The organism is Labrys sp. 22185 (genome assembly GCF_052045555.1).
Taxonomy (GTDB): domain Bacteria; phylum Pseudomonadota; class Alphaproteobacteria; order Rhizobiales; family Labraceae; genus Labrys; species Labrys neptuniae.
Window position 1 is genome coordinate 20,154 of the sequence record NZ_JBQEPH010000015.1, and the last position, 20,597, is coordinate 40,750.

Sequence of the window (20,597 nt, forward strand, 5' to 3'; positions counted from 1 at the left end):
CATGGCAGACGATACCGAACGGCTTTCGATCCTCTTAGAGGCCCGCGTTAATCAGCTTGAGAAGGATATGGCGCGGGCGAACCGCATCACCACGAATTCTTTCGCCCAGATGCGCAAGGCCTCCAAGCAGGCAGCCGATAACATGGCGAAGGATTTCGAAGGCGCTGGTAGCAAGATCGGCAATGCCCTCTCTGGCCTCGGCAAGGGCGGTATCGGTGATCTCTTCAGCGGCGGTATCGGCAAGGCTATTCCCGGCCTTTCTGGCGTGACTGTCGGGTTTGCCGCCGCTGGCGCTGCCGTTGTGGCAGCGGCAGGGAAGGCCGTCGCAGCCGGCGACACTTGGAATCAGCTTGGAAACCGCCTCAAGACTGCCGGTGTTGCGGCTGGCGATCTCGCCTTCGAACAGAACCGCATTGCCGACATGGCGCTCGCCTCTCATTCGAGCCTTGAGAGTGTCGCAGACGTCTATTCGAAGATGCTTGGCGTCTCGAAGGAGTTTGGCAAGAGCAACGAAGATGCCGCCAAGGCGACGGAGGCCGTTGCTAAGGCCCTCTCCCTTGCCGGTGTTGACGCTGGTACCGCAAACGGCGCTATCCGACAGCTTGGCCAGGCGCTTGGTTCCGGCGTGCTGCGTGGCGATGAATTCAACAGTCTGATGGAGGCGCTCGGCACCTCTTCACCGCTGATCAAGTCCATTGCGCGGGAATTCGGCATTGCGACGTCGCAGCTTCGCGCCTTCGCTGCCGAAGGTGGCTTGACCTCCGATCGTGTCTTTAAGGCCCTGGTCGCGGCAAAGCCCGAAGTGGACAGGCTGGCGCGTGATTCCATTCCGTCGCTCGCCCAGGCTTGGCAGAACCTCGACACGGCAACGACCCGCGCCGCCGCCACGATCGCGCAGGGAAGCAGCGCAGCGGGTTTCCTCGCCCGATCCTTCGACGGCCTCGCCCAGGCGATCAGCGATGCCGCTACCGCCTATGATCGGTGGCAGAGCAAGACCAACCCCAAGCAGGGTGATTTGCTTGGCTCGATTTCCGCCGCCGCTCAGCAGATGGCCCAGGCGCAGAGCGACCTCGATGCCGCCGTGAGGCAGGGGTACAGCATCGATGATCCCCGGCTTGCTCACCTGCGCGATAAACTCGCTTTGTGGAAGAGCATTGCAAGCGCGCTGGAACAGGCCGCAGCGGCACAGAGCACCGTCAACGAACAGGAGCGCATTGCCGCTCAGCAGCAGCGTGAGCGCGACAAGACCGAACCTAGCGCCGCCGATAAGAAGGTGCTCAGCGACCGCGACAAGGCCGCTGGCATCGGCATGAACGATCGCGAACAGAAGATCGCCGCCGCGACCGACAAGATTATCGAGGCCCTGAAGAAGTCGGGTAGCAAGCTCTCCGATGCGGCAATGCAGGATCTCGCCCGCACCCAGGCGACGCGGGAATATGATGCCGGCGTGTCGTCGGAAGGCGTTGCTTCGATCCTCAAGAGCTACACCGATCGCGTCATCCGGGCAGAGAGCGGCGGCAAGGCCAATGCGGCGAACCCCAATAGCTCGGCAGTAGGCTTCGGGCAGTTCATCGCCTCGACGTGGGTTGATCAGTTCAAGAAGGTGTTTCCGCAGCAGGCGGAAACCATGTCCCGGGAAGGCATTCTTGCCCTTCGCAGCGATATGGGCATCAACCGGGCGCTAATTGAGAACTACGCCAAGGAGAACGCCGACGCCTTGCAGAAGGCTGGCGTTGCCGTGAATGAGGCCGCGCTTCACCTGTCGCACTTCCTCGGCGTGGGCGATGCGATCAAGGTTTTGAAGGCCGCGCCGGGCACGCCCCTCGCCGGTCTGATCAGCGGCGCTAGCATCCGGGCAAATCCCACGATCTTGGGCGGCGGTCGCACGACCGACGATGCAATCGCTTATGCCAACAAGCGGGCGAACAACGCCCGCGTAGCTGCCGGCGACCTCAACCCGGCAGAGCGCCGCGCCAAGACGATCAAGGATCTTATCGACGCTTCGAAGCAGGACACGGCAGAGATCGAGCGCAACACCTCGACGCTCGGCAGGAACAGCTACGCCCAGGCCTACAGCGCCAAGCAGGCGGAATTGTTGAATCAGGCAAAGCGCGAAGGCGTCGAGATCACCCCGCAGCTTCGCGCCGCTATCGATCAGGAGGCAGCGGCTTACGCCCGCGCCACGACCGCCCAGGAAAGCCAGAAGAAGAGCCTTCAGCAGACCGCCGAAATGAAGGATTGGCTTGGCGGCGAGTTGACGAGCGTGTTTTCGGGCATCGTCACCGGCTCCATGAGCGCTTCCCAGGCGTTGCAGCGCCTCGCCGCCGCTTTCGCAGAGGCGGCAATTCAGGCCGCGTTGCTCGGCAAGGGACCGTTCGGCGGCATGTTTGGAGGTGGCGGCGGCATCTTGGGCGCACTGTTTAGTGGCTTTGGTGGCGGTGGCGCGGTCTCTGTCGGCACGGCTGGCTTGTATGCCGATGGCGGCATGATCAGCGGTCCCGGTGGCCCCAGGGATGACCGGATCATGGCGATGGTCTCGAATGGCGAGTTTGTCGTCAATGCAGCGGCGACAAAGAAGTATGGCGCGTTGCTTGAGGCGATCAACTCCGGGCAGATTCCTCGGTTTGCCGCTGGTGGTTTCATCGGCCCCAGGCGTGCCGGTGGTGCTGGCCTTGTCGGCGCGGCTGGACCTGCGATCACCTATTCGCCGGTGATCAATGTGAACGCCCAGGGCGGCACGAAGGAACAGAATCAGGACGCCGCCGACAGGACTGCGAAGGCGATCGAACAGCAGATCCGCGCCATTGTCGGTCAGGAAATTATCCAGCAGATGAGGCCGGGCAACGCGATCTATCACGCAGCAAGGGGGCGGCGGTAATGCATGAATCCTATGCTTATGCTATGCCAGACGACACAGCTTCAGGTTGTTACCTGGGATACTGACAACCGTAGTGACGATGGTTGTCACCACTCCAGATGGAACGAAGATCATGAAGAAGATTTTCCTCGCGACGGCCACAGCTATCATTCTTTTCGGCGCAACTTTCGGTTCTATCCATCATGCGTATGCGGTTAGCGATGCCGAAGCGGCTGCTGAGGCTAAAGCCGCCGCAGCTGACGCAAGAGCGCAGGCCGCCGCCGAGAAGGGTCGCATGTTGCAAGCGATTAAGGAGGCGGCCGAGTACGAGAAGCAGCAAATGAAGCAACTTGACGCTGAAGATGCGAGACGCTCCGGCAAGACAGATTCGAGCCAGTAATTTGTTTAGGCACCTCGACGCGCCCGGCAACGATCCATTGGCCAGCAAGGGCGCTGAAAATGGAAGGGCCGGCATCGTTGCCGCCCCTTTCCATAGGTCGATTATTATTTCTTCGCGAGACCGTGCCAGGGCATGCCGGGCATTTCGAGCGCCCGGATGGTCGCCTGAAAATTTCGCGTCCGACGATCATGTGCCCGATGCAGCGCCGGGACATCAGCAGCAGACAAGACCGGGATAGGGAATTCCTGCGTTGTCGAAATCGCCTCTGCCATCTGGCCGATTGCCCAGCGCGTCGGCGCGGCGAAGGTTTTCTTGAGTGATGCCTCGGCAAGCCAGAAGCCGCAGAGATAGGAAACATGCGCCCGGCCCTTCGCCTTGATACGCCCAAGCCGGCGATCAAGCTTGCCGCTGGATAGCGCCTCTGTCAGTGCCCGATGCCTCCGGCTTGCAACCTCGCGAATGTCAGCATCGTTCAAGGCCGAAAGCTTGACGTCCTTTCTAGCCGCTTCCTCCGCCTCATTCTTCTCGCGCCGCGCCCGTTCCCGGCGCTCCTTCTGCTTCATGACCTTGCGCTCTGAAGCCTTCTCTACGCGAAGGTCACGATAGGGCTTAGACGCCGCAGGCGACACAACCGGCAGTGCAGCGGCCGAGCCGCTAGGAGTAGCCAACACGACCTCAGAGACGGGCGCGGCCTCATATACCGACCGACGAAGCTCTTCCGCCTCAATATCGGCCCCAATACTATCGATTAACGCAAGTTCTTTAGCGCTTAGCGTATTATTCTTAACGCCATTATCTTGACTATCTTCGCCCATTGCGCTACAAATACCTTATTCCATCTCTATCTTTCAAAGAATAAGCCCGGCGATTTCGATTGCCGGGTTTTTTCTATAGCGACTTAGGGATGGTCTCGATAGCCGACCTGATGAGCCGGACAAGATCCAGCGCGACCGCGCCAGTCATGCTTACCGCATCAGTGCTGGCGCCCTCGACCTTCACCACGATACCGCGTCCGGTGCGCCCCAGGGTCACAAGGCAATCGGCCTCAAGCTGGATCTTGTAGCCGCGTCCGACCATGTCATTCGTCGCCAGACGTTCAATCATCGTCGCCATGCTCTGAATAATCAGCCAGTCGGTCGCCGGAAGCCGCACAAGCCCTTTCTGGCCCGGCATGGAAACGACGACGCTCTCCCCCACGACCTGGACAGCGAACCCCGGAAGTTCATCGGGGAGTTCGCCTCGCGCAACAGCCTCAGAGAGCAGCCCCTCAAGAGCCGCAACAACGGAAACGTTCCGAGCCGCAGCCAGCCGGCGAAGCTGCTCAGCGCGTGCGGCGGGTAGCGTGATCGTGGACGAAGGGCGCGACATAGGAACCTCTTGAAAGCATCAACCTTCCCATAGGTTAACATGACCCGGCCCATAATGCAATTGCATTAATGCTTCACTTTTAGACCCGTAAATATCGGCTAATGCCATTGCGTCAAGGCTTCACTTCTTGACCCGGAAACCTTCACTTTTAGACCCGGATACCTTCACTCTCCAGACCCGGAAACATTGCCATTTGCTTCACTTTTTGACCCGATAAGGGTATCTAAGTGCTTGTTTTATCTCGACAATGTTTCCGGGTCAAAAAGTGAAGCAAAAAGGAATAGAAGAGAAGAGAAGGAAGAAAGAGAAAGATACATATAATTTTGGCGCCGGGGACGCGGTTACGGCTCGCGCTTCGCGCTCGCGTTCCTCCGCTCGCTTCGCTCGCTGCGTGCATCCTCGCTGCGCTCGGCTGCGGCATGAAGATAACTCTGCCCGGGAGTAGGAGCAGGAAGAGGAAGACCTCAAGCCAGGACACACCCCGGGAACGGCTTGCTCGCTGCGCTCGCCGCCGTTCCGGGCATGGATGACACCCAGGCCCACGCGACAATCACCCACCGGCCCCGCCTAGTCGCGTGGATGACTCACAGAATCCACAGGGAAGGCCGTCGAGCGCCCTCGGCTGGCATCTCGGCTACCCTGGTAGCTGCCGGCACCCGACGCCCGCCTGCGGACTCCACAGCGGAAAATCGTAAACGGCTCCACACCACATCACCGGACACATGTATAGACGACGATTAAACCGACTATATACAAACAATCATTTGAATAGAAAGCCCCAAAGAACAGTAAGTAAGCGCTTACTTATTGTATTTATTTTAGAAATTGGCTTGCAAATGCACCGCATTCGGGCAACACTTGCTGCGTCGAAAGAATTTTCACGCAGGAGAAATGCCTTGAGTAGTTTTTATGTTCAGGACGACCGGTATCAGACTTTGGTTGAGGCCGTCACAACCTTGGTTCGCGATCCCGGCATCATTCGTAACCCCGATCTAGCCAAGGTCGAGATCGCCAACGGCTTGACCGTCAAAGGCGATTTGGCCGTGATCAGCCCCGCCCTGCTCGCCCACTACCAGCCCTTGATCAATGTTATCAGCGCCATCTCCGCAGCCGGGCTTGACGACAGGTGCGAGCATCTAATCGAAGCCGCATCGGCACTCGTTGCGGATCCCGAGATCGTTCGCGATCCCAACTCCGGCGAGATCGATCCGAGCCTGATTAAAATCGAGATCGGAGAGCGGGCAGATGTTTGGCCCGAGGCGATCCGGGCAGATGTCGAGGGTGAGAAAATGCGCGTGGCGCGCCACAGGTTTCTCAAGGCTCAGGAGCGCCGCGATGCTGGTAACGCCGCCCTTACCGCGCTTCATACCCGGCAGCCCGATGACGATCACGCGCTGCGAATCCTCGACGTCGACGCACTCGGCGCATAGCACAGAGGTGCACACAACCGCGCCACACGCGATTTAGCGTGAAGTCGTTTTTCTCTTTAAAATCAACGATTTAGCTTGGATGGCTCGGGGACCTGGATTCGAACCAAGATTAACGGAGTCAGAGTCCGCTGTTCTACCGTTGAACTATCCCCGAACAAGGGGCCTTTCGATCAAACACTTAGCGGCAATGTTTTGCAATTCCGCCGAATGTTTTGCGGTGGGTGGCCCCGTTCCGTCCGGGCTTCATATTGAAGTCGCTGCCGCATTGCAAGAGGGCTTGTCGTTTTTCTGTGGCCGGAGCTTCTGTTTGCAACATCAAGGGGCAACGGCACCGGAGATCCCGGGGCTGGTTCGGAAAAAGGGGCGCCAAAGGGCGCCCGTGCCAATTGGAAAATGGCTCAATATCCGTCGTCGTAATAGCCACGGTGATGGTAGCTGCGATAGCCAAAACCGAACCCGAAGCTGGGTCGCTCTTCGTAATAGTAGTTGTTCGGGTTCTGGCCGGGATGGCGACGCAGATAATGGCTGAGCTTACAGCCACCATGGCTGGTCACCTTGTAGCCAGGCGGACAGCCACCGTGATACCGGACCTGGGCGACGCTGGAACCGTTGTCGGCCAGACGTGGCACGAGCGGGAGCGCCACCGACGAGCCCGTAATGCTCGCTGCCGCCACAAGACCTATCAGTATCGAGCGGGTCATCGAGCCCTCCTTTCTGAATCGATCTCCAATAGACTCAATGAGTCAAAACCTATTTTTAGCGCAAACGTTCCCTCTTCTGGATTTTGACGAAGCAAGATTCTTGGCGAACAACCGGAAAATCCCAGTGAGCGCCCGCCTTATGCGATCGAAAAAGCGCAATCCAAACTGCTCGTCGCGACGCTGACCGAGCTGAGACCAGGCAGAACGCCAGCCGCTTCTCCTGGATCGGTTGCTGTCCCGCATATCTCCACAAGGCACGCCCGGCGCTTCGGGGACCAAAGCGCGGCTCGGGCGTTAAAGCACTGCCACGCAGGCCCTTCCTCTTGCCGCCTACACGCGTCATAACAGAGTGATCGGCGTGGCCAGTCTCGATCGAGGTGCCCATGAGCAGACCTGCCTCCTCACGACCGCCCCTGCGCCTGTTCCTTCTTCTTGCGAATGCAGCGACAGGTTTGTGGCGTGGCCTCCTCCCGATCGTCCTGCTCAACACCCTGCCGAGCCTGCCGACCCTGCTCGCCTTGCTGGTGAACGGCGGGGTCTCGCAAACGCCGACGCTCGCCGACCTGGTAGCCTTGCCTATTGCCGTGATTCTCCTGGTCTTCGCCCAGAGCGCCACCATCGCAGGCACGCATCGCCTGCTGCAAGGCTCCGATTTCGGCCTGCTTCTGTCGATGCGGCAAACCTGGCAGAGGCTCCCCACCCTGCTGGGCACGGCCTTTCTCAGCGGCATTCTCGTCCTGCTCGGCCTCGCCGCGCTGGTGGTGCCGGGCCTGATGGCAATCGCGCTGCTCTATCTCGCTCTGCCGGCCTGCATGATCGAACGCACGGACATGGTCGAGAGCCTGGAGCGCAGCGGACAGCTCACCCAGGGTTATCGCTGGTCCATTCTCGGTCTCTTCCTGCTGGCGCTGCTGCCGACAGTCGGGCTCGGGGCTGTCACCGGCGATTTCGCCTATGCGCCCGTAACCGTGATGCAGGTGCTTGGCCAGGAAGCAGGTATGATGCTTTTCAGCATGTTCTCGGCCGTGATGGCGACGGCCGCCTTCGAACGGTTGCGCGAGATTCGCGGCATGCCGGCAGCCCCGCAGCCCTTGCCGGAATGGGCCAGCGGCAAGACCTGAAGGCTGCCCGTTGCCGTCTTTCAGGAGGGCTCTTCCCAGAGGAACGGATGATCTGGTGGCAGCTTGGCGTTGCTGATCCTGTCCCACCAGTTCGTGGGCTTGCGGCCATTGCACCAATAGGAATCGTAGATGGTGTCCACCTGCCAGCCCCACAGATGGGTCAGTCCCTTGAAGTCCAGAGGATACATGATGTTCTTGGCCGTCGCCGAACCGGCATCCGATTGCTGATGGTTGAGGCGGCAGGCGTGTCCCATTTCATGGATCAGCAAGGTCTTGGGATTGTCCTGCATCAGTTTGGGATCGGCGATGACCCAGGGCAGCCACTCCTGGCGCAGGACCGTGTAGCCGTTCGGCCCGCCATCGATGTGGGCGAACACCACGACCAGCCGCGTTTCATCCGGAATCGTGCCGAGGCTTTTCCTGAGGGCAGTGAGGCCGTCGATGGGAGCCTCGCCCTCCATGGGCACATGGACCGAGCCGCTGAAACCCAGGAGGCCGCGTGCCGCGGGGCCCTGCTCCTCGATCGCCTTGGCGGCAGCCTCGGTCTGCTTCTTGGCGACCTCTCCCTTGGCCTTCTTTTGCCGTGCGACCTGCTTGCCTACGGACCTGTCGAATTTGCGGGAGGCCTTGTCCTTGGCTGGAGCAAGTGCTGCCGGTTCGGTTTGCAGCGGCAGCATGTCGAGCGCCAGCGTATATTTGCGAAGAATCTCGTCGGCTCCCTTGAGCAATGCCCAGCTGTTGTTCCACAGCGATACGTCCCGCCAGATATCGGCAGCCCAATAGACCTGCACCCGCACGCCCTTGCCGCCAAAATTATGATATTGCTGGGGTTTGTTGTCGATGTCGTTGGCGGGATCTTTGTTGAAGTCGAGAAAACTCGTCATTTGAAGGACTCTCGCGCCATCGTCGCCTTGGGCTGAAGAAGGCGGCATTGACCGGATGTACGGCGTCGATCGGAGCGCCCGCTCTGGCGCTCCACGGCCTTGATTGGAGCACGAAAAAGACGGGGCCGCCTCCTCCGAACTCGGGATGACCGGACCGCTCTGCCTGCCCATACTATCCCACCAGGCAGGCGTCGCAGGCTGGTTGCGGGCGGCTCACCACGAGCCGCGATCATTCCGCCTCGCAGGCATGCTGCCGTTACGGGAGACAGTCATGGCTACACCGCTTGAAACAAAGCCCGCCAAGCTGGCCGCCATTCCCCGCGGCCGTCCCTACCGGGTGAAGGATGGCGACGACTGGCTTTCCGTCGCCAGGGCGCACGGCATCAACGTGCAATATCTGATCAGCTACAATTTCGACACGCTCAACACGCGCGAGGTGAACTGGTATCTGCGCCATCGTGTCGGCTGCGTCGTGCCAAGTCCGAAGGGCTGGAACTGGCGGTTCAGCAGCGGGGCCAATCCCGGCATCATCATGATTCCCCCCGATGACGGCCAACTCGTTCTCAAGATAAACAGCTTCACTTATTCGATTGCCACCATGAGCTGGATCGACCCGCGCTCCGGCCTGCCGGAACACGATGCCGGCAGCCCTGGGGAGCTCGTCGATCGCAAGCTCATTCTCGGCAGCAGCGGCTATCGTTTCGCCAATTTTCTCGAAGCCACCATCGAGAGCACCGATACCTCCTCCAAGGCGATCCGACTGCTCCACCGCGTCGCCTACGAGAAGGATACCGGCCTCTACCGCTCGCCATCCTTTCTCGGCTTTCCCTCCTATCCCTATCCGATCAAGCTGGAGGAGCCGCAATATATCGATGAAGGCGTGGTGTTCCGCCAGACCGTCGGCGCCCGCACCCAGAGCGCCGAACTCGCCGCGGGCGTGGCGCCTGCGCCCATCGGCTTCGTCGCCGGCAAGATCCTGCAAAAGGCCATGAACTTCCCGCCGATCTGGACGGAACTGAAGCTGACGATTCGCTATGACGGGACTTATGAGGGCGAACTGGTCGCCCACAGCCTCTATCCGAGCTGCTCCTATTATGAACGCTCGCCCCTCATGTGCCTCAATCTGGGCCCCAAGCCTGAAGCCTGCGAGGCCTATGAGCGCAAATACGAATATGACGGCCTGCCGAATTTCACCCGCTGGTTCGAACAGGACAAGGGCTGGGGTGCCAAGAGCGGCTATATGCCGGCCGACGGCAACCCCTGGGGGGTCACGGAGCCCGATCCGGACGTGCTCTTCGGACAGCAGCCGCCGGACCCAAACGAGGAGGCGCGGCACCCGCGCCAATACCCGCCAGAGACCTGGCGCCCTTCCAGCCGCTGAGGCCGCCCTCCTTCGAATGTTCCTCAGCTTCAGCGGCGCGCCCTGCGGCGTTGTCCGGACCTCGCGCTCTTTCCCTGCGCATGACGGACGTCATCCCCACGCCTCTTTCGCAAGAACAGAAGCAACAATTGCACTCCCAGTTCGCGTGGCTTAGGTTTCCGTACGCTTTCCTGAATGAGCTTTCTTGTCGTGTACTTGGCGGTTCGCAAAGGAAATCGTCGTCGATGGGTACTTCCATAAATATCGAACGCTACTGCCCCGGCCCAGCCGGGGGAACACCCTTGGTTAACAGGACGCGCTCTCATGACCAACTACAGTCAAGTCACTGGTTCCGGTGATTTCAACATCGGCGCCTTGATCAGCGAAAGCTTTGCCGTTCTCCACCGCGCCCTGCCGCGATTTCTGGCGCTAGGCCTGATCCCGATCATCCCTTTGATCTTCTCGACCCTGGTGGTCGGTGCCTCGGCTCCTGGAGAGTTGCCCTCGAATTTCGGCGCGGGGGTTTTCCTCGTCCTGCTCTATATCATCCTGCTTTTCGCCATCCAGGGCGGCATGATCTATGGTGCTTTCAGCGAGTTGCGTGGGCAGAGTTTCGCAGTCGGCGATGCCCTGTCCAAAGGCTTTGCTCGCTTCCTGCCCCTTCTCGGCGTGTCAATCCTGACCGGGCTTCTCGTCTTGATCGGCTCGGCTCTGTTCCTGGCGCCGGGCCTGTGGCTCCTTTGCATTCTCTACTCGGCGGTTGCGGTTTGCGTCGTCGAGCAGCGGGGCGTGTTCGACAGCATGTCACGCAGCGGCGAACTCACTTCAGGCTATCGCTGGCGGATTCTGGGACTCGTCCTGATCGTCTTCATCGCCAGCATCGTCACGTCGTCGATCATCGAATATGTTTTTGGCAGTGTGGGTGGGCCCCTGTTCGGCTCGCTGCTGGCCAATCTGTTCCAGGTGTACCTGACGGCGCTGAGTTGCGTGCTCTCCGCCCTGGTCTATTACCGCCTGCGCTCGATCAAGGAAGGCATCGACATCGACAGGCTCGCCGACGTCTTCGATTGAGCCCTTCGCTCGCAAGGCGAGCCGGCCCTCACCTGGCCGGCTCGCCGGCCTTGCGGGTGCCCGAGTTCTTGTCGTCGCGATAGCGGCCGAAAAGCTGGCCGCGCTCCAGTTCGGCCCGTTCCGCCGCATAGAAGGCCTGCAGGAAATCCGTCGCGGCATTGGCTTCGAAGGTGCCCTGCCAACCGATGCGCCGGATGATCTTCTCGGCGATCTCACGATGGATGCGCCAGGTCTCGGTTCCGCCGGGCCGGCGCAGAATCTCCTCAAGCACCTGCAACTCATAGGCGCCATAAGCCTGCAGCTGCGCCGAGGTGAAGCTGTAGCGGGCCGCAACCTTGGCCGCTCCCTGCGTGAGGTCGAGGGCAAGGGCGCGCTTCGGCAAGGCGATCACCAGCGTGCCGCCGATCAGGTCGCCCGCCCGCAGATGATCCCGGTTGAAGAAGGGCAAGGCGGCGAGCAGCACCACCCACGCCAGCATCGAGAGCGCCTGCCAGGATTCGCCGCTGTTGGAGGCGCCGATCCACATGAAGAAGAGCTGCAGCGGCAGGAAGAACTCGACCTCTCGGGTCAGGTTGCGGGCAACGACGGCGGTCGGGGTCAGGACGCCCCCCCGGCGATCGATCACCTTCAGTCCCGTGGCGCGCTTGCCCGGCGTCGAGCCCTGCCAGGCCAACTCGAAATGGATGAAATAGAGGTTGCGCAGCAGGAAGGAGAGGAAGGAGATCACCGTCACCGCGACATCGCTGCCGCCGCGCAGGAAGGTCGTCGCCAGGGCGATCCAGATCAGGATGGTGGCGCCGAACCAGATGACCAGATCGATCAGGAAGGCGCCCAGCCTTTCGCCACGGTCGGCGACCTCGACATGGATGGCGACGCCTTCCGGCGTGACGATCTCGCGGGTGCGGCGCTGCCGCCCCTCCAGCAGTTGGGAAACACGGTCACGCGGCGAGGCCATGCTGTGCTCCCTTGAAGCAAAACGCGTTCATGGCTGAACGCCTCCTTGCTCGAACGGTTTTTGTCGACGCGTCTTTGCGATTCTTGGTGAGCCCGTCAAATCGAAAGACGCTTTGCCGCAATAGAGGAAATAGACGCCCCACAGCACCGCGGTGACCGCGGCGAAGGCAAAACGCCAGGAGGTCACGTTGATGAGCTGGCGCAGGCCTCCCTCGATGAAGCCCGCGATGAACAGCATTGCAACCGCACCGCAAGCAATGATGGCGGCCTGCTTGCCATGAATGGAAAGCGCTTCGAGGCGCGAATAGCGGCCCGGGAAAATGATCTTCTCGGCCACGACGAGGCCTGCGGCACCGCACAGGATGAAGGCACCGAGTTCCGTCACGCCGTGAATGGAGAGCCAGCCGATGCAATCGATCAGAAGGCCGCGCTGATAGTGGATGGCCAGGAAGGCGCCGACGATCAGCCCGTTATAGACCAGCAGCAGCAGTGTCGGCACGCCCGCCATGAAACCGACCCCGAAGGAAAGGATGGCGACCATGCTGTTGTTCTGGAACAGGTAATTGGCGAAGACGATAAAGCCCTCCTTGAAGCCGTCCCAAGGCGCGAACAGGACGCTGCGCAGATATTCGGCGCTGGCACTCGGCCCCCGCCCTCCCGCCAGGCCGTCTGGAACGATGGCATTGAACCATTCGGCTTCGCTGTTCACCAGCACGAACCCGGCGGCGATGCCCAAGGCCATCGCCGCGAAAGCGATCAGGATATGCCAGCCTGCCCTGCGCACGGCGTCGGGGAAGCCATAGCGGAAGAAATGGCCCAATCCCGCCAACAGGCTGGTGCGCGGTCCATAGACCACCAGATAGGCCCGCAACGTCAGGGCCTCGAGATAGCGCAGCAGATTGCGGTCGAGCGCGATGCTGCGGGCGACGGACAGCGAGGACAGCGCCGAGCGGTAGAGCAGCGGCATTTTCTGCAGCTCATCGGCAGAGACGCCGTTGATCCCGCGCTTTTCGACGCGCGTGACCAGGTCTTCGAGTTCCCGCCAGCTTTCCTCGCGCCCCCGCCGAAACTCGGCCGAGCGCAGCACGATTTGGGCCCGGGGCTCGCTGGGCACGCCGATGATCGTCGGCGCCGGTCCGGCAGGACCGGCCGCAGGCACGCCCATATCCACGGTCGTCATAGCAGGCCCTCCTGCTTGATTTGGAGATAGCGGTTGAGCAGGGCGACACTGAGCCCGCCGACCGGAACGTCGACGCAATGCACGCCGAGGCGGGCGATGCGCTCCATCACGATCGCCCGTTCGCGTGCGAAATCATGGGCCACCACGGCCTCGGCCACGATGGTGAAATCCTGCGGCTCGGCATTGACCAGCCGCGTGGTCAGCGGATCCTGCAACGTGACGAAGATGACGGCATGGCGGTTGGCCATGCGCTTCAGGCTCTCGATCAACAGTTCCGCCATCACGCTGTCGACGAATTCGGTGAACAGCACCACCAGGGCCCGGCGCTTCAGCCGGGCGTTCAGCTCAGCCAGGCCGAGGGTGAAGTTGGTCTCCTCGGTGTGGTAGGCAAGCTGGGCAGCGGAGCGCTGCAGCCGGGCATAATAGGTGCTGCCCCGCCCCGGTTCGAGATAATGGCGGATGGTGGCATCAAAGCCGAAACTGCCGACGAGATCGCCGGCCCTCAATCCGGTCCAGCCCAGCATCAGCCCCGCCTCGATGGCATGATCGAGCCGCGCCAGGCCGTCGATCGGCTCGAGCATGAGATGGCCGGTGTCGTAGGCCAGCACGATCTGGTGGTTGCGCTCGATGCGAAATTCCTTCGACAGGAGTTTGCGATGGCGGGCCGACTGCTTCCAGTCGATCATGCGGGAGTCGAGGCCCGGCACATGTTCGCGCAACGTATCGAATTCCGTGCCCTCGCCCTTCTGGTTCTGGGTCTTGGTGCCGTAGATGGCGCTCTTGCTCAGCGCCTGGATGGCCGGACCGAAGGACATGCGAGCGGCAGGCAGGATCTCGATCCTGCGATCCAGCCCCTCCCTGAGGCGCCATTCCACCAGCCCCAGCGGCCCTCGCCAGCGCAGCCACAGGGCCTCGAGCGTCACCACCCCGCGCCGCAAGGCGGTGAAGGGAATGCCGAGTCTCTCCGGCGCACCGCCGAAATGGCCTGCCACCATCGGCGGCGTCTCCAGCGGTCCGTCGAGATCGACCACTGCCTCGATCCTCACCGGGCGTGCCGACCTGGTGCTGCTCAGGGTCACCTCGATCGTCCCCTCATTGCCGACCGGGAGCCGCTTCGGGGCTGTGAGGTCGACCACCAGGCTATGGCGCGGCGGGATCAGCAGCGCGTCGACGGCGATCACCACCAGGGCCAGCAGGCTGAGGTCGAAGGAAAACGGCCACAGGGCCGGGTTCCACACCACCATCAACAAAGCGACGGGAATGCCGAGGCTGAACAGCAGGACGGCACGCGGTGTCGGCCGGATCATCGGGGTGCAGCCGTCTGGTCCAGGATTTCGTTGACGATACGGTCGGGGGTGAGGCCATCGATCTCGGCATTGGGCGCGAGCACGATGCGGTGGCGCAGGATCGGCCGCGCCAACCGCTTCACGTCGTCAGGAATGACGAAATCGCGCCCGTTCAGCGCGGCCAGGGCCCGCACGGAGGCCGCGAGCGCATTGGCGGCGCGGGTCGAGCCGCCCGTCTCGATCGCCGGATGCTGGCGGGTGGCGCGCACCACGTCGACGACATAGTCGATGATCTGCGGCGTCAGCACGATCTGTTCGCTGGTGGCTCTGAGATCGGCGAGGACAGCCGGATCGGCCTGGGTCTGGATGCCGAAATCGGAGAGCTTGGGCATGGCCGAGCGGTGCCCGTGCTGGGTGACGATGGCCCTCTCCTCGTCACGGCTGGGATAGGTGACGTCGATCTTGAAGAGGAAACGGTCGAGCTGGGCCTCAGGCAAGGGATAGGTCCCCTGCTGCTCGATCGGGTTCTGGGTCGCCACCACCATGAAATCGGCACCGAGGGCATAAGTCTTGCCGTCGATGGTGACCGCCCTTTCGTTCATCGCCTGCAGCAAGGCCGCCTGCGTCTTGGGCGGGGTGCGGTTGATTTCGTCCGCCAGCAGGAGGTCGGTGAAGATCGGCCCCTCGGTCAGAACGAAGGCGTTGGTCTGGAAATTGAAGAGGTTGGTGCCGATCACGTCGCCCGGCATCATGTCAGGGGTGAACTGCACGCGGCCGAATTTGAGCGAAAGGGTCGAGGCGAAGGCCTGGGCCAGCAGAGTCTTGCCGGTGCCGGGCACGCCTTCGAGCAGGATATGTCCGCCGCAAAGCAGGCCGGTGAGCATCAGCTCGATGACCTCGTCCTGGCCGACGATGGCCTTGCCGACTTCCTTGCGGATGCCGTCAGCGATATGGGCGACGCGCTGCAGTTCCATCGGAGATCTCTTCCTTCCAATCATGAATATCGCGCGTGGCCTGGAACAGGCCGGTCAGGGACGTGCCCTGCCCCTCCTCCGCGCGGGCGAGAACGACGGAGGCTCTGGTCTCAAGCCCCCGCGACTCGCCGATTTTGTCGAGCCACTCCGCCAGTTTCTCGTCATCGAGCTGGCGGGGTGCGTGAAAAAGCCGGCCGACGTCGCGCAAGGTCGCGCGCACATAGCGGCGCATGACGAAGGCCTGGTGACCGGCCCGATCGAGCAAGGTGGCCGTGTTGGTGATCAGGCGCTCCTTGCCGAGATCGAAGGCTGGCGGCGCCAGGCGCGGCTTGCCGAAACGGCTCGTGGTGGCCCAGGCCAGCAGTGCCGTCGCGGCGAGCACGAGCAGGAGCACGATGACATAGGGGAACTGGAACAGCTTCTTGAAGGGGCTGTCGACATTGTTGACCATGCCGTGGATGGTTTCGTCGAACACCACCTTGCCGTCCCCGAGTTCGGCATCCCGCATGGCGTTCAGAAGCGCAAGGGCGAACTCGGCGTTCCTGCCCTTGATCAGGCCGTGGTTCTCGACGAGATCGGGATCGGCGAGCACCCAGACGCGGCGCTCGCCGTCGAGTTTCTCGCCGATGAGCATGCCCTGGCGATTGCCGATGATCGGGGTCAGTTCCTCGCTCTTGATGAGTTGGGCACCGTCGTCGAACGATGGGTTCACATTGAGATCGTTGCGGTCCCAGCTCTTGGGCGGATCTCCCCTGGTGACCTCGAGCTTGGGCTCGACCAGCCGCGCAATGCTCGTGACCCAGGGAATGTCCATCGGGGTGGCGGACCGGATCCAGGCGGGTTTGCTTCGGTCGGCCAGCGCCCAGCGCTTGGGCAGCACAAGCAGGACGTTGCTTTCGCGTCCCAGGCGAATGATGTCGTCCTTCGACAGGCTCGACGTCGGCTCGGCCATCACCAGCAAGCCGCCTTCGCCGGGCGCGACGGTACCGTTGATGCGGCTGCGCGCGACCGGGATCTCGAAGCGTTGCGCCAGTTCGTAGAACCCGGCATGTCCGATCGCCGAGACCGACCTGGTGGTGGTGCTGAAACCCTGTTCCTCGGATGGACCGTTCAGCATCAACAACATGGACAGGGCGAAGACGGCCGTGGCCCCCGCGATCAGCACGGCAAGGACGGGGCCGGAGAAGGTGGCTTTTTCGCTCATGCCGCCCTCGCCTGCATCGCTTCGGTCAGGACCTCGTAGCTCTGCCGGCAAGCGGTGTAGTCCCGCTCCTCGGCGGGGGTTTCGCCGAAATAAACGGGCTCGACCCGACCAATGATGTCGGCCAGCGCCTGCTTGCCACGATCGGGCAGCGACAAGGCTCGCAGAATTTCGCGGCTGGTCAGCGAATCCGCGAAGCTGACATTGAGCCTTTTTCGTACCTCGATCAGGCTGCGCAGCAGCAAGGCATGCATCGCCTCGGCAAGGCGGCCCTGGCGCGCCAGGTCGTCGGCCTCGATCTGGGCCACCACCATACGTTCGACCGAGGCGGCCTGGGCGGAGACCTCGGTCTCGTCCCTGGCAACCAGCTTGCGCCGGCCGAGCATCGGCAAGCGATCCCGCATCGTCCAGATCGCGAAAATGACACCGGCGGCGATGGCGGCATAGAGCAGGATGCTCAGCAAGGTCCCCAATGAAGGATTCCAGACACGCGGCGCCCGCTCGTCCTGCTTTGGCTCGGTCTTGGGTGTCACCACCTCGCCCTTGTTGCCGGGCAGATCGGGCTGGAGGCCAAGATCGCGCGCGATGTCCTGGGCCACGGCCTGGGGATCGGAAGCAGCGAAAGCCGGCATTGCCGGTGCCAATGCGAGGAGAACCGCCAGGCCGGCAACAGCCGGCATGTTCCTTCCCGTCGGATTTTTTCGACCCCGTTCCCGCACCAAACCGCCAATCAGCCCTGCCTCATATCCGCGAACATGGCGTGACGGCCGATCCGGAGCAAGCGCCCAGGGAACACATTCACGTCGCCCCCGTCGAATTCATCCACCAACGGGAGCGCGGCGGTAGGCCGTTGCCGGTGAACGGATCATTCGCGAATCCGTTCCATTTTTGTTCATATGTGCCTTCTACCCTTTTACAAAGCGCATCCGCCGAATCGGTAGGCGGATTCGTTTCTCACCACGCGAGAGCAAGGCATGAATGCGCAGGCAGCCCTTCTTGTCCCCGAGGAGTCAGCTCAATCGCCCGCCGATCTTCTGGCCGGGCTGAACGAGAACCAGCGCCGCGCGGTCGTTCATGGTTCGGGCCAGCCGGCCGGCCCCCTGCTGATCATTGCCGGCGCCGGATCGGGCAAGACCAACACGCTGGCCCACCGGGTCGCCCATCTCATCGCCGAAGGCGCCGATCCCAGGCGCATTCTTCTCCTGACCTTCTCACGTCGGGCGGCTTCCGAGATGATCAGGCGGGTCGAACGGATCACCGCCAAGGTCATGGGGGCAAAGGGGGCGACTCTGAGCGAAGGACTGGCCTGGGCCGGCACCTTCCACGCGGTCGGCGCCCGCCTTCTGCGCGAATACGCCTACCAGATCGGCCTCGACCCCTCCTTCACCATTCACGACCGGGAGGATTCGGCCGACCTGATCAATCTGGTGCGCCACGAACTCGGCTTCTCCAAGACGGAGAACCGCTTCCCGAACAAGGGCACGTGCCTGGCCATCTATTCCCGGGTGGTCAACGCGCAGGACGAACTCGAAAACGTGCTGAAGGAGGCCTTTCCCTGGTGCCTGGCCTGGGCAGCGGAGCTCCGCAGTCTGTTCGCCGGCTATGTCGAGGCCAAGCTCGCCAACAATGTGCTCGACTATGACGACCTGCTGCTGTGGTGGTCGCATATGGTGGCCGAGCCGATGATCGCCGCCGACATTTCGGTGCGTTTCGACCATGTCCTGGTCGATGAATACCAGGACACCAATCGCCTGCAATCCTCGATCCTCAAGGCGCTCAAGCCGGGCGGCCAGGGCGTAACGGTGGTCGGCGACGACGCCCAGTCGATCTATTCCTTCCGCGCCGCCACCGTGCGCAACATCCTCGACTTTCCGGCCCAGTTCTCGCCGGCGGCCGAGATCATCACGCTCGATCGCAATTATCGCTCGACCCAGCCGATCCTCGCCGCCGCCAATGCCGTGATCGCCCTTGCCAGCGAGCGCTTCACCAAGAATTTATGGACGGAGCGGCAATCGAGCGAACGCCCCCAACTCGTCACCGTGAGGGACGAAGCCGGACAGGCCGATTTCGTGGCCGGACAGATCCTGGTGAACCGTGAAAGCGGCATGACGCTCAAGCAGCAGGCCGTGCTGTTTCGCGCCTCCCACCACTCCGGCCCGCTCGAGGTCGAACTGACCCGCCGCAACATTCCCTTCGTGAAGTTCGGCGGGCTGAAATTCCTCGATGCCTCCCACGTCAAGGACATGCTGGCCCTGCTGCGCTGGGCGCAGAACCCGCGCGATCGCGTTGCCGGTTTCCGTGTTCTGCAACTGCTGCCGGGCGTCGGCCCCACCTCCGCCGCCAATGTCCTCGATGCCGTCGGCGTCGATGATATTGCCACCCTGCCGGCACCGCCTCGCGCCGGTGCAGACTGGCCGGATTTCGTCGACCTCGCCGCCAGCCTGCACAAGGGACCTAGTGACTGGCCCGGGGAGATCGAACGCGTTCGCCGCTGGTACGAGCCCCATCTCGAGCGCATGCATGAGGATGCGGTGACGCGCCGCGCCGATCTGCTTCAACTTGAGCAGATTGCGGCGGGCTACGAATCCCGCGAGCGTTTCCTCACCGAGCTGACGCTCGACCCGCCGAACGCCACCAGCGACGAAGCCGGCGCGCCCCTGCGGGACGAGGACTACCTCATCCTCTCGACCATCCATTCCGCCAAGGGACAGGAATGGAAGGCCGTCTTCGTGCTCAACACGGTCGACGGTTGCCTGCCGGCGGATCTTGCCGCCGGCACCAAGAACGATCTGGAGGAAGAGCGCCGACTGCTCTATGTCGCGATGACACGGGCACGCGACAGCCTGCATCTCGTGATGCCGCAGCGATTCTTCATCCATGGCCAGCATTCCCAGGGCGACCGGCACGTCTATGCCAACCGCACCCGCTTCATCCCATCCTCGATCCTCGATCGTTTCCAGCAGGTGATGTGGCCGAGGGTGGCAGCCTCCGGCGCCCGGCAACAGAGCAGCATCCACAGCTCGATCGACCTGCGTGATCGCATGCGTGGCATGTGGCGTTGAGACCAGAGCATGGGCGTGCCATGGTCCGCTCATGTGTGGACGGATCATGCAGCGCAGCCCGGACCTGCCGGGCCTTCAGACGGAACCAGGGGCTACGCCGGAAGAGGTCGCTCGTGCCTGGGAATCCCATTTCAATGGCGCACCGGCGCAATATTTCTGGGTGATCCGGCGCAAGCCCCGGTCTGCCGCCTATGTCCACGATCTCCTGCAATGGGGCCTCATACCCAACTGGGTAAAGGACCCCAGCGACTGGCCGAAGCCGATCAATGCCCGTTGCGAGGGCATCCAGACCAAGCCTTCCTTCCGCGATGCCTATAGAGCACGGCGCTGTCTCGTCCCGATCGACCTCTTCTTCGAATGGATGAAGATCCTCGAGCCGGATGGCAGGCCGGTAAAAGGAGCCAAGCAGCCTTACGCCATCGCCATGAAGGATCGCCGTCCCTTCGCCGTCGCCGGCATCTGGGAAAGCTGGATCGACAAGGCATCTGGCGAGATCACGCGCAGCTTCGCCGTCGTCACCTGCCAGGCCAATGCGCTGATGGCGACGATCCATGACCGCATGCCGGTGATCCTGGCCCCGCAGAACCATCGGCGCTGGCTCGACAATATCGAGCCCGATCCCTTCGACCTGATGGTGCCCTTTCCGCCGGAGCTGATGGAGATCTGGCCGATTTCCTCGCGCGTGAACAGCCCAGCGAACAATACGGAAGATGTTGCGGCGGCGGTGTGAGGAGGCTGGGAGCGCGGA

At 62.2% G+C, this 20,597-nt stretch carries 18 protein-coding genes and 1 tRNA gene; 8 read left to right on the forward strand and 11 right to left on the reverse strand.

Going from position 1 to position 20,597, the window contains the following annotated elements; genetic code table 11:
- Nucleotide 1 precedes the first annotated feature (1 nt).
- Together ACTJKX_RS24445 and ACTJKX_RS24450 are read left to right on the forward strand one after the other, a co-directional pair.
- The gene (locus ACTJKX_RS24445; protein WP_440726825.1) at nucleotides 2-2,878 is read left to right on the forward strand and encodes a tape measure protein; all 2,877 of its coding nucleotides are present in this window, start codon (nucleotides 2-4) and stop codon (nucleotides 2,876-2,878) included.
- Nucleotides 2,879-2,990: 112 nt separating this feature from the next.
- Nucleotides 2,991-3,257 (forward strand): hypothetical protein, encoded by a 267-nt coding sequence (locus tag ACTJKX_RS24450; RefSeq protein WP_440726826.1) that lies wholly within the window; start codon nucleotides 2,991-2,993, stop codon nucleotides 3,255-3,257.
- 104 nt (nucleotides 3,258-3,361) lie between these two features.
- Here ACTJKX_RS24450 and ACTJKX_RS24455 read toward each other — a convergent pair whose 3' ends face one another.
- The gene (locus tag ACTJKX_RS24455; protein WP_440726827.1) at nucleotides 3,362-4,072 is read right to left on the reverse strand and encodes a hypothetical protein; all 711 of its coding nucleotides are present in this window, start codon (nucleotides 4,070-4,072) and stop codon (nucleotides 3,362-3,364) included.
- A 73-nt stretch (nucleotides 4,073-4,145) separates the two neighbouring features.
- On the reverse strand, nucleotides 4,146-4,625 hold the full coding sequence (locus ACTJKX_RS24460; protein WP_440726828.1) for a hypothetical protein: 480 nt from the start codon (nucleotides 4,623-4,625) through the stop codon (nucleotides 4,146-4,148).
- An 896-nt stretch (nucleotides 4,626-5,521) separates the two neighbouring features.
- Here ACTJKX_RS24460 and ACTJKX_RS24465 point away from each other — a divergent pair.
- On the forward strand, nucleotides 5,522-6,055 hold the full coding sequence (locus tag ACTJKX_RS24465) for a hypothetical protein (RefSeq protein ID WP_440726829.1): 534 nt from the start codon (nucleotides 5,522-5,524) through the stop codon (nucleotides 6,053-6,055).
- 80 nt (nucleotides 6,056-6,135) lie between these two features.
- Here the strand turns inward: ACTJKX_RS24465 and ACTJKX_RS24470 are convergent.
- Nucleotides 6,136-6,209, reverse strand: a tRNA-Gln gene (locus tag ACTJKX_RS24470).
- Between the two features lie 244 nt (nucleotides 6,210-6,453).
- Nucleotides 6,454-6,756: a hypothetical protein gene (locus ACTJKX_RS24475; protein ID WP_440726830.1), complete on the reverse strand. Its 303-nt coding sequence runs from the start codon at nucleotides 6,754-6,756 to the stop codon at nucleotides 6,454-6,456.
- Nucleotides 6,757-7,139: 383 nt separating this feature from the next.
- On the opposite strand from ACTJKX_RS24475, the gene ACTJKX_RS24480 reads away from it, so the two are divergent.
- The gene (locus tag ACTJKX_RS24480; protein ID WP_440726831.1) at nucleotides 7,140-7,877 is read left to right on the forward strand and encodes a hypothetical protein; all 738 of its coding nucleotides are present in this window, start codon (nucleotides 7,140-7,142) and stop codon (nucleotides 7,875-7,877) included.
- Nucleotides 7,878-7,897: 20 nt separating this feature from the next.
- Here ACTJKX_RS24480 and ACTJKX_RS24485 read toward each other — a convergent pair whose 3' ends face one another.
- Nucleotides 7,898-8,761, reverse strand: coding sequence for a hypothetical protein (locus tag ACTJKX_RS24485; RefSeq protein WP_367622958.1), 864 nt, complete (start codon nucleotides 8,759-8,761; stop codon nucleotides 7,898-7,900).
- A gap of 271 nt (nucleotides 8,762-9,032) precedes the next feature.
- Between ACTJKX_RS24485 and ACTJKX_RS24490 the strand changes: the two genes are divergently transcribed.
- Together ACTJKX_RS24490 and ACTJKX_RS24495 are read left to right on the forward strand one after the other, a co-directional pair.
- Nucleotides 9,033-10,142 carry a hypothetical protein gene (locus ACTJKX_RS24490; RefSeq protein ID WP_440726832.1) on the forward strand — a complete coding sequence of 370 codons (1,110 nt, stop codon included), beginning with the start codon at nucleotides 9,033-9,035 and terminating at the stop codon, nucleotides 10,140-10,142.
- A gap of 303 nt (nucleotides 10,143-10,445) precedes the next feature.
- A complete protein-coding gene (locus tag ACTJKX_RS24495; protein ID WP_394308540.1) occupies nucleotides 10,446-11,192 on the forward strand; it encodes a hypothetical protein in 747 nt (248 codons plus the stop codon).
- Between the two features lie 28 nt (nucleotides 11,193-11,220).
- Here the strand turns inward: ACTJKX_RS24495 and ACTJKX_RS24500 are convergent, their stop codons facing one another.
- From ACTJKX_RS24500 to ACTJKX_RS24525, 6 genes are read right to left on the reverse strand one after another with little or no spacing between them, the layout of a single operon-like run.
- Nucleotides 11,221-12,147, reverse strand: a complete 927-nt coding sequence (locus ACTJKX_RS24500) for an RDD family protein (RefSeq protein ID WP_440726833.1) — start codon at nucleotides 12,145-12,147, stop codon at nucleotides 11,221-11,223.
- Nucleotides 12,148-12,174: 27 nt separating this feature from the next.
- Entirely contained in the window at nucleotides 12,175-13,326 is a 1,152-nt protein-coding gene (locus tag ACTJKX_RS24505; protein ID WP_440726834.1) for a stage II sporulation protein M, read from the reverse strand.
- Nucleotides 13,323-14,633, reverse strand: coding sequence for a DUF58 domain-containing protein (locus ACTJKX_RS24510; protein WP_440726835.1), 1,311 nt, complete (start codon nucleotides 14,631-14,633; stop codon nucleotides 13,323-13,325). Before ACTJKX_RS24510 ends, ACTJKX_RS24505 begins: the two co-directional genes overlap by 4 nt.
- Nucleotides 14,630-15,586 carry an AAA family ATPase gene (locus ACTJKX_RS24515; protein ID WP_311934914.1) on the reverse strand — a complete coding sequence of 319 codons (957 nt, stop codon included), beginning with the start codon at nucleotides 15,584-15,586 and terminating at the stop codon, nucleotides 14,630-14,632. Before ACTJKX_RS24515 ends, ACTJKX_RS24510 begins: the two co-directional genes overlap by 4 nt.
- Nucleotides 15,555-16,790 (reverse strand): DUF4350 domain-containing protein, encoded by a 1,236-nt coding sequence (locus tag ACTJKX_RS24520; protein WP_440726836.1) that lies wholly within the window; start codon nucleotides 16,788-16,790, stop codon nucleotides 15,555-15,557. The genes ACTJKX_RS24515 and ACTJKX_RS24520 overlap by 32 nt, the downstream gene beginning before the upstream one ends.
- A complete protein-coding gene (locus ACTJKX_RS24525) occupies nucleotides 16,787-17,467 on the reverse strand; it encodes a hypothetical protein (RefSeq protein ID WP_440726837.1) in 681 nt (226 codons plus the stop codon). Before ACTJKX_RS24525 ends, ACTJKX_RS24520 begins: the two co-directional genes overlap by 4 nt.
- A gap of 294 nt (nucleotides 17,468-17,761) precedes the next feature.
- On the opposite strand from ACTJKX_RS24525, the gene ACTJKX_RS24530 reads away from it, so the two are divergent.
- Together ACTJKX_RS24530 and ACTJKX_RS24535 are read left to right on the forward strand one after the other, a co-directional pair.
- Nucleotides 17,762-19,849 carry an ATP-dependent helicase gene (locus ACTJKX_RS24530; RefSeq protein WP_440726838.1) on the forward strand — a complete coding sequence of 696 codons (2,088 nt, stop codon included), beginning with the start codon at nucleotides 17,762-17,764 and terminating at the stop codon, nucleotides 19,847-19,849.
- Nucleotides 19,850-19,880: 31 nt separating this feature from the next.
- Nucleotides 19,881-20,579, forward strand: a complete 699-nt coding sequence (locus ACTJKX_RS24535; RefSeq protein ID WP_440726839.1) for an SOS response-associated peptidase — start codon at nucleotides 19,881-19,883, stop codon at nucleotides 20,577-20,579.
- The last annotated feature ends 18 nt before the right edge of the window (nucleotides 20,580-20,597 follow it).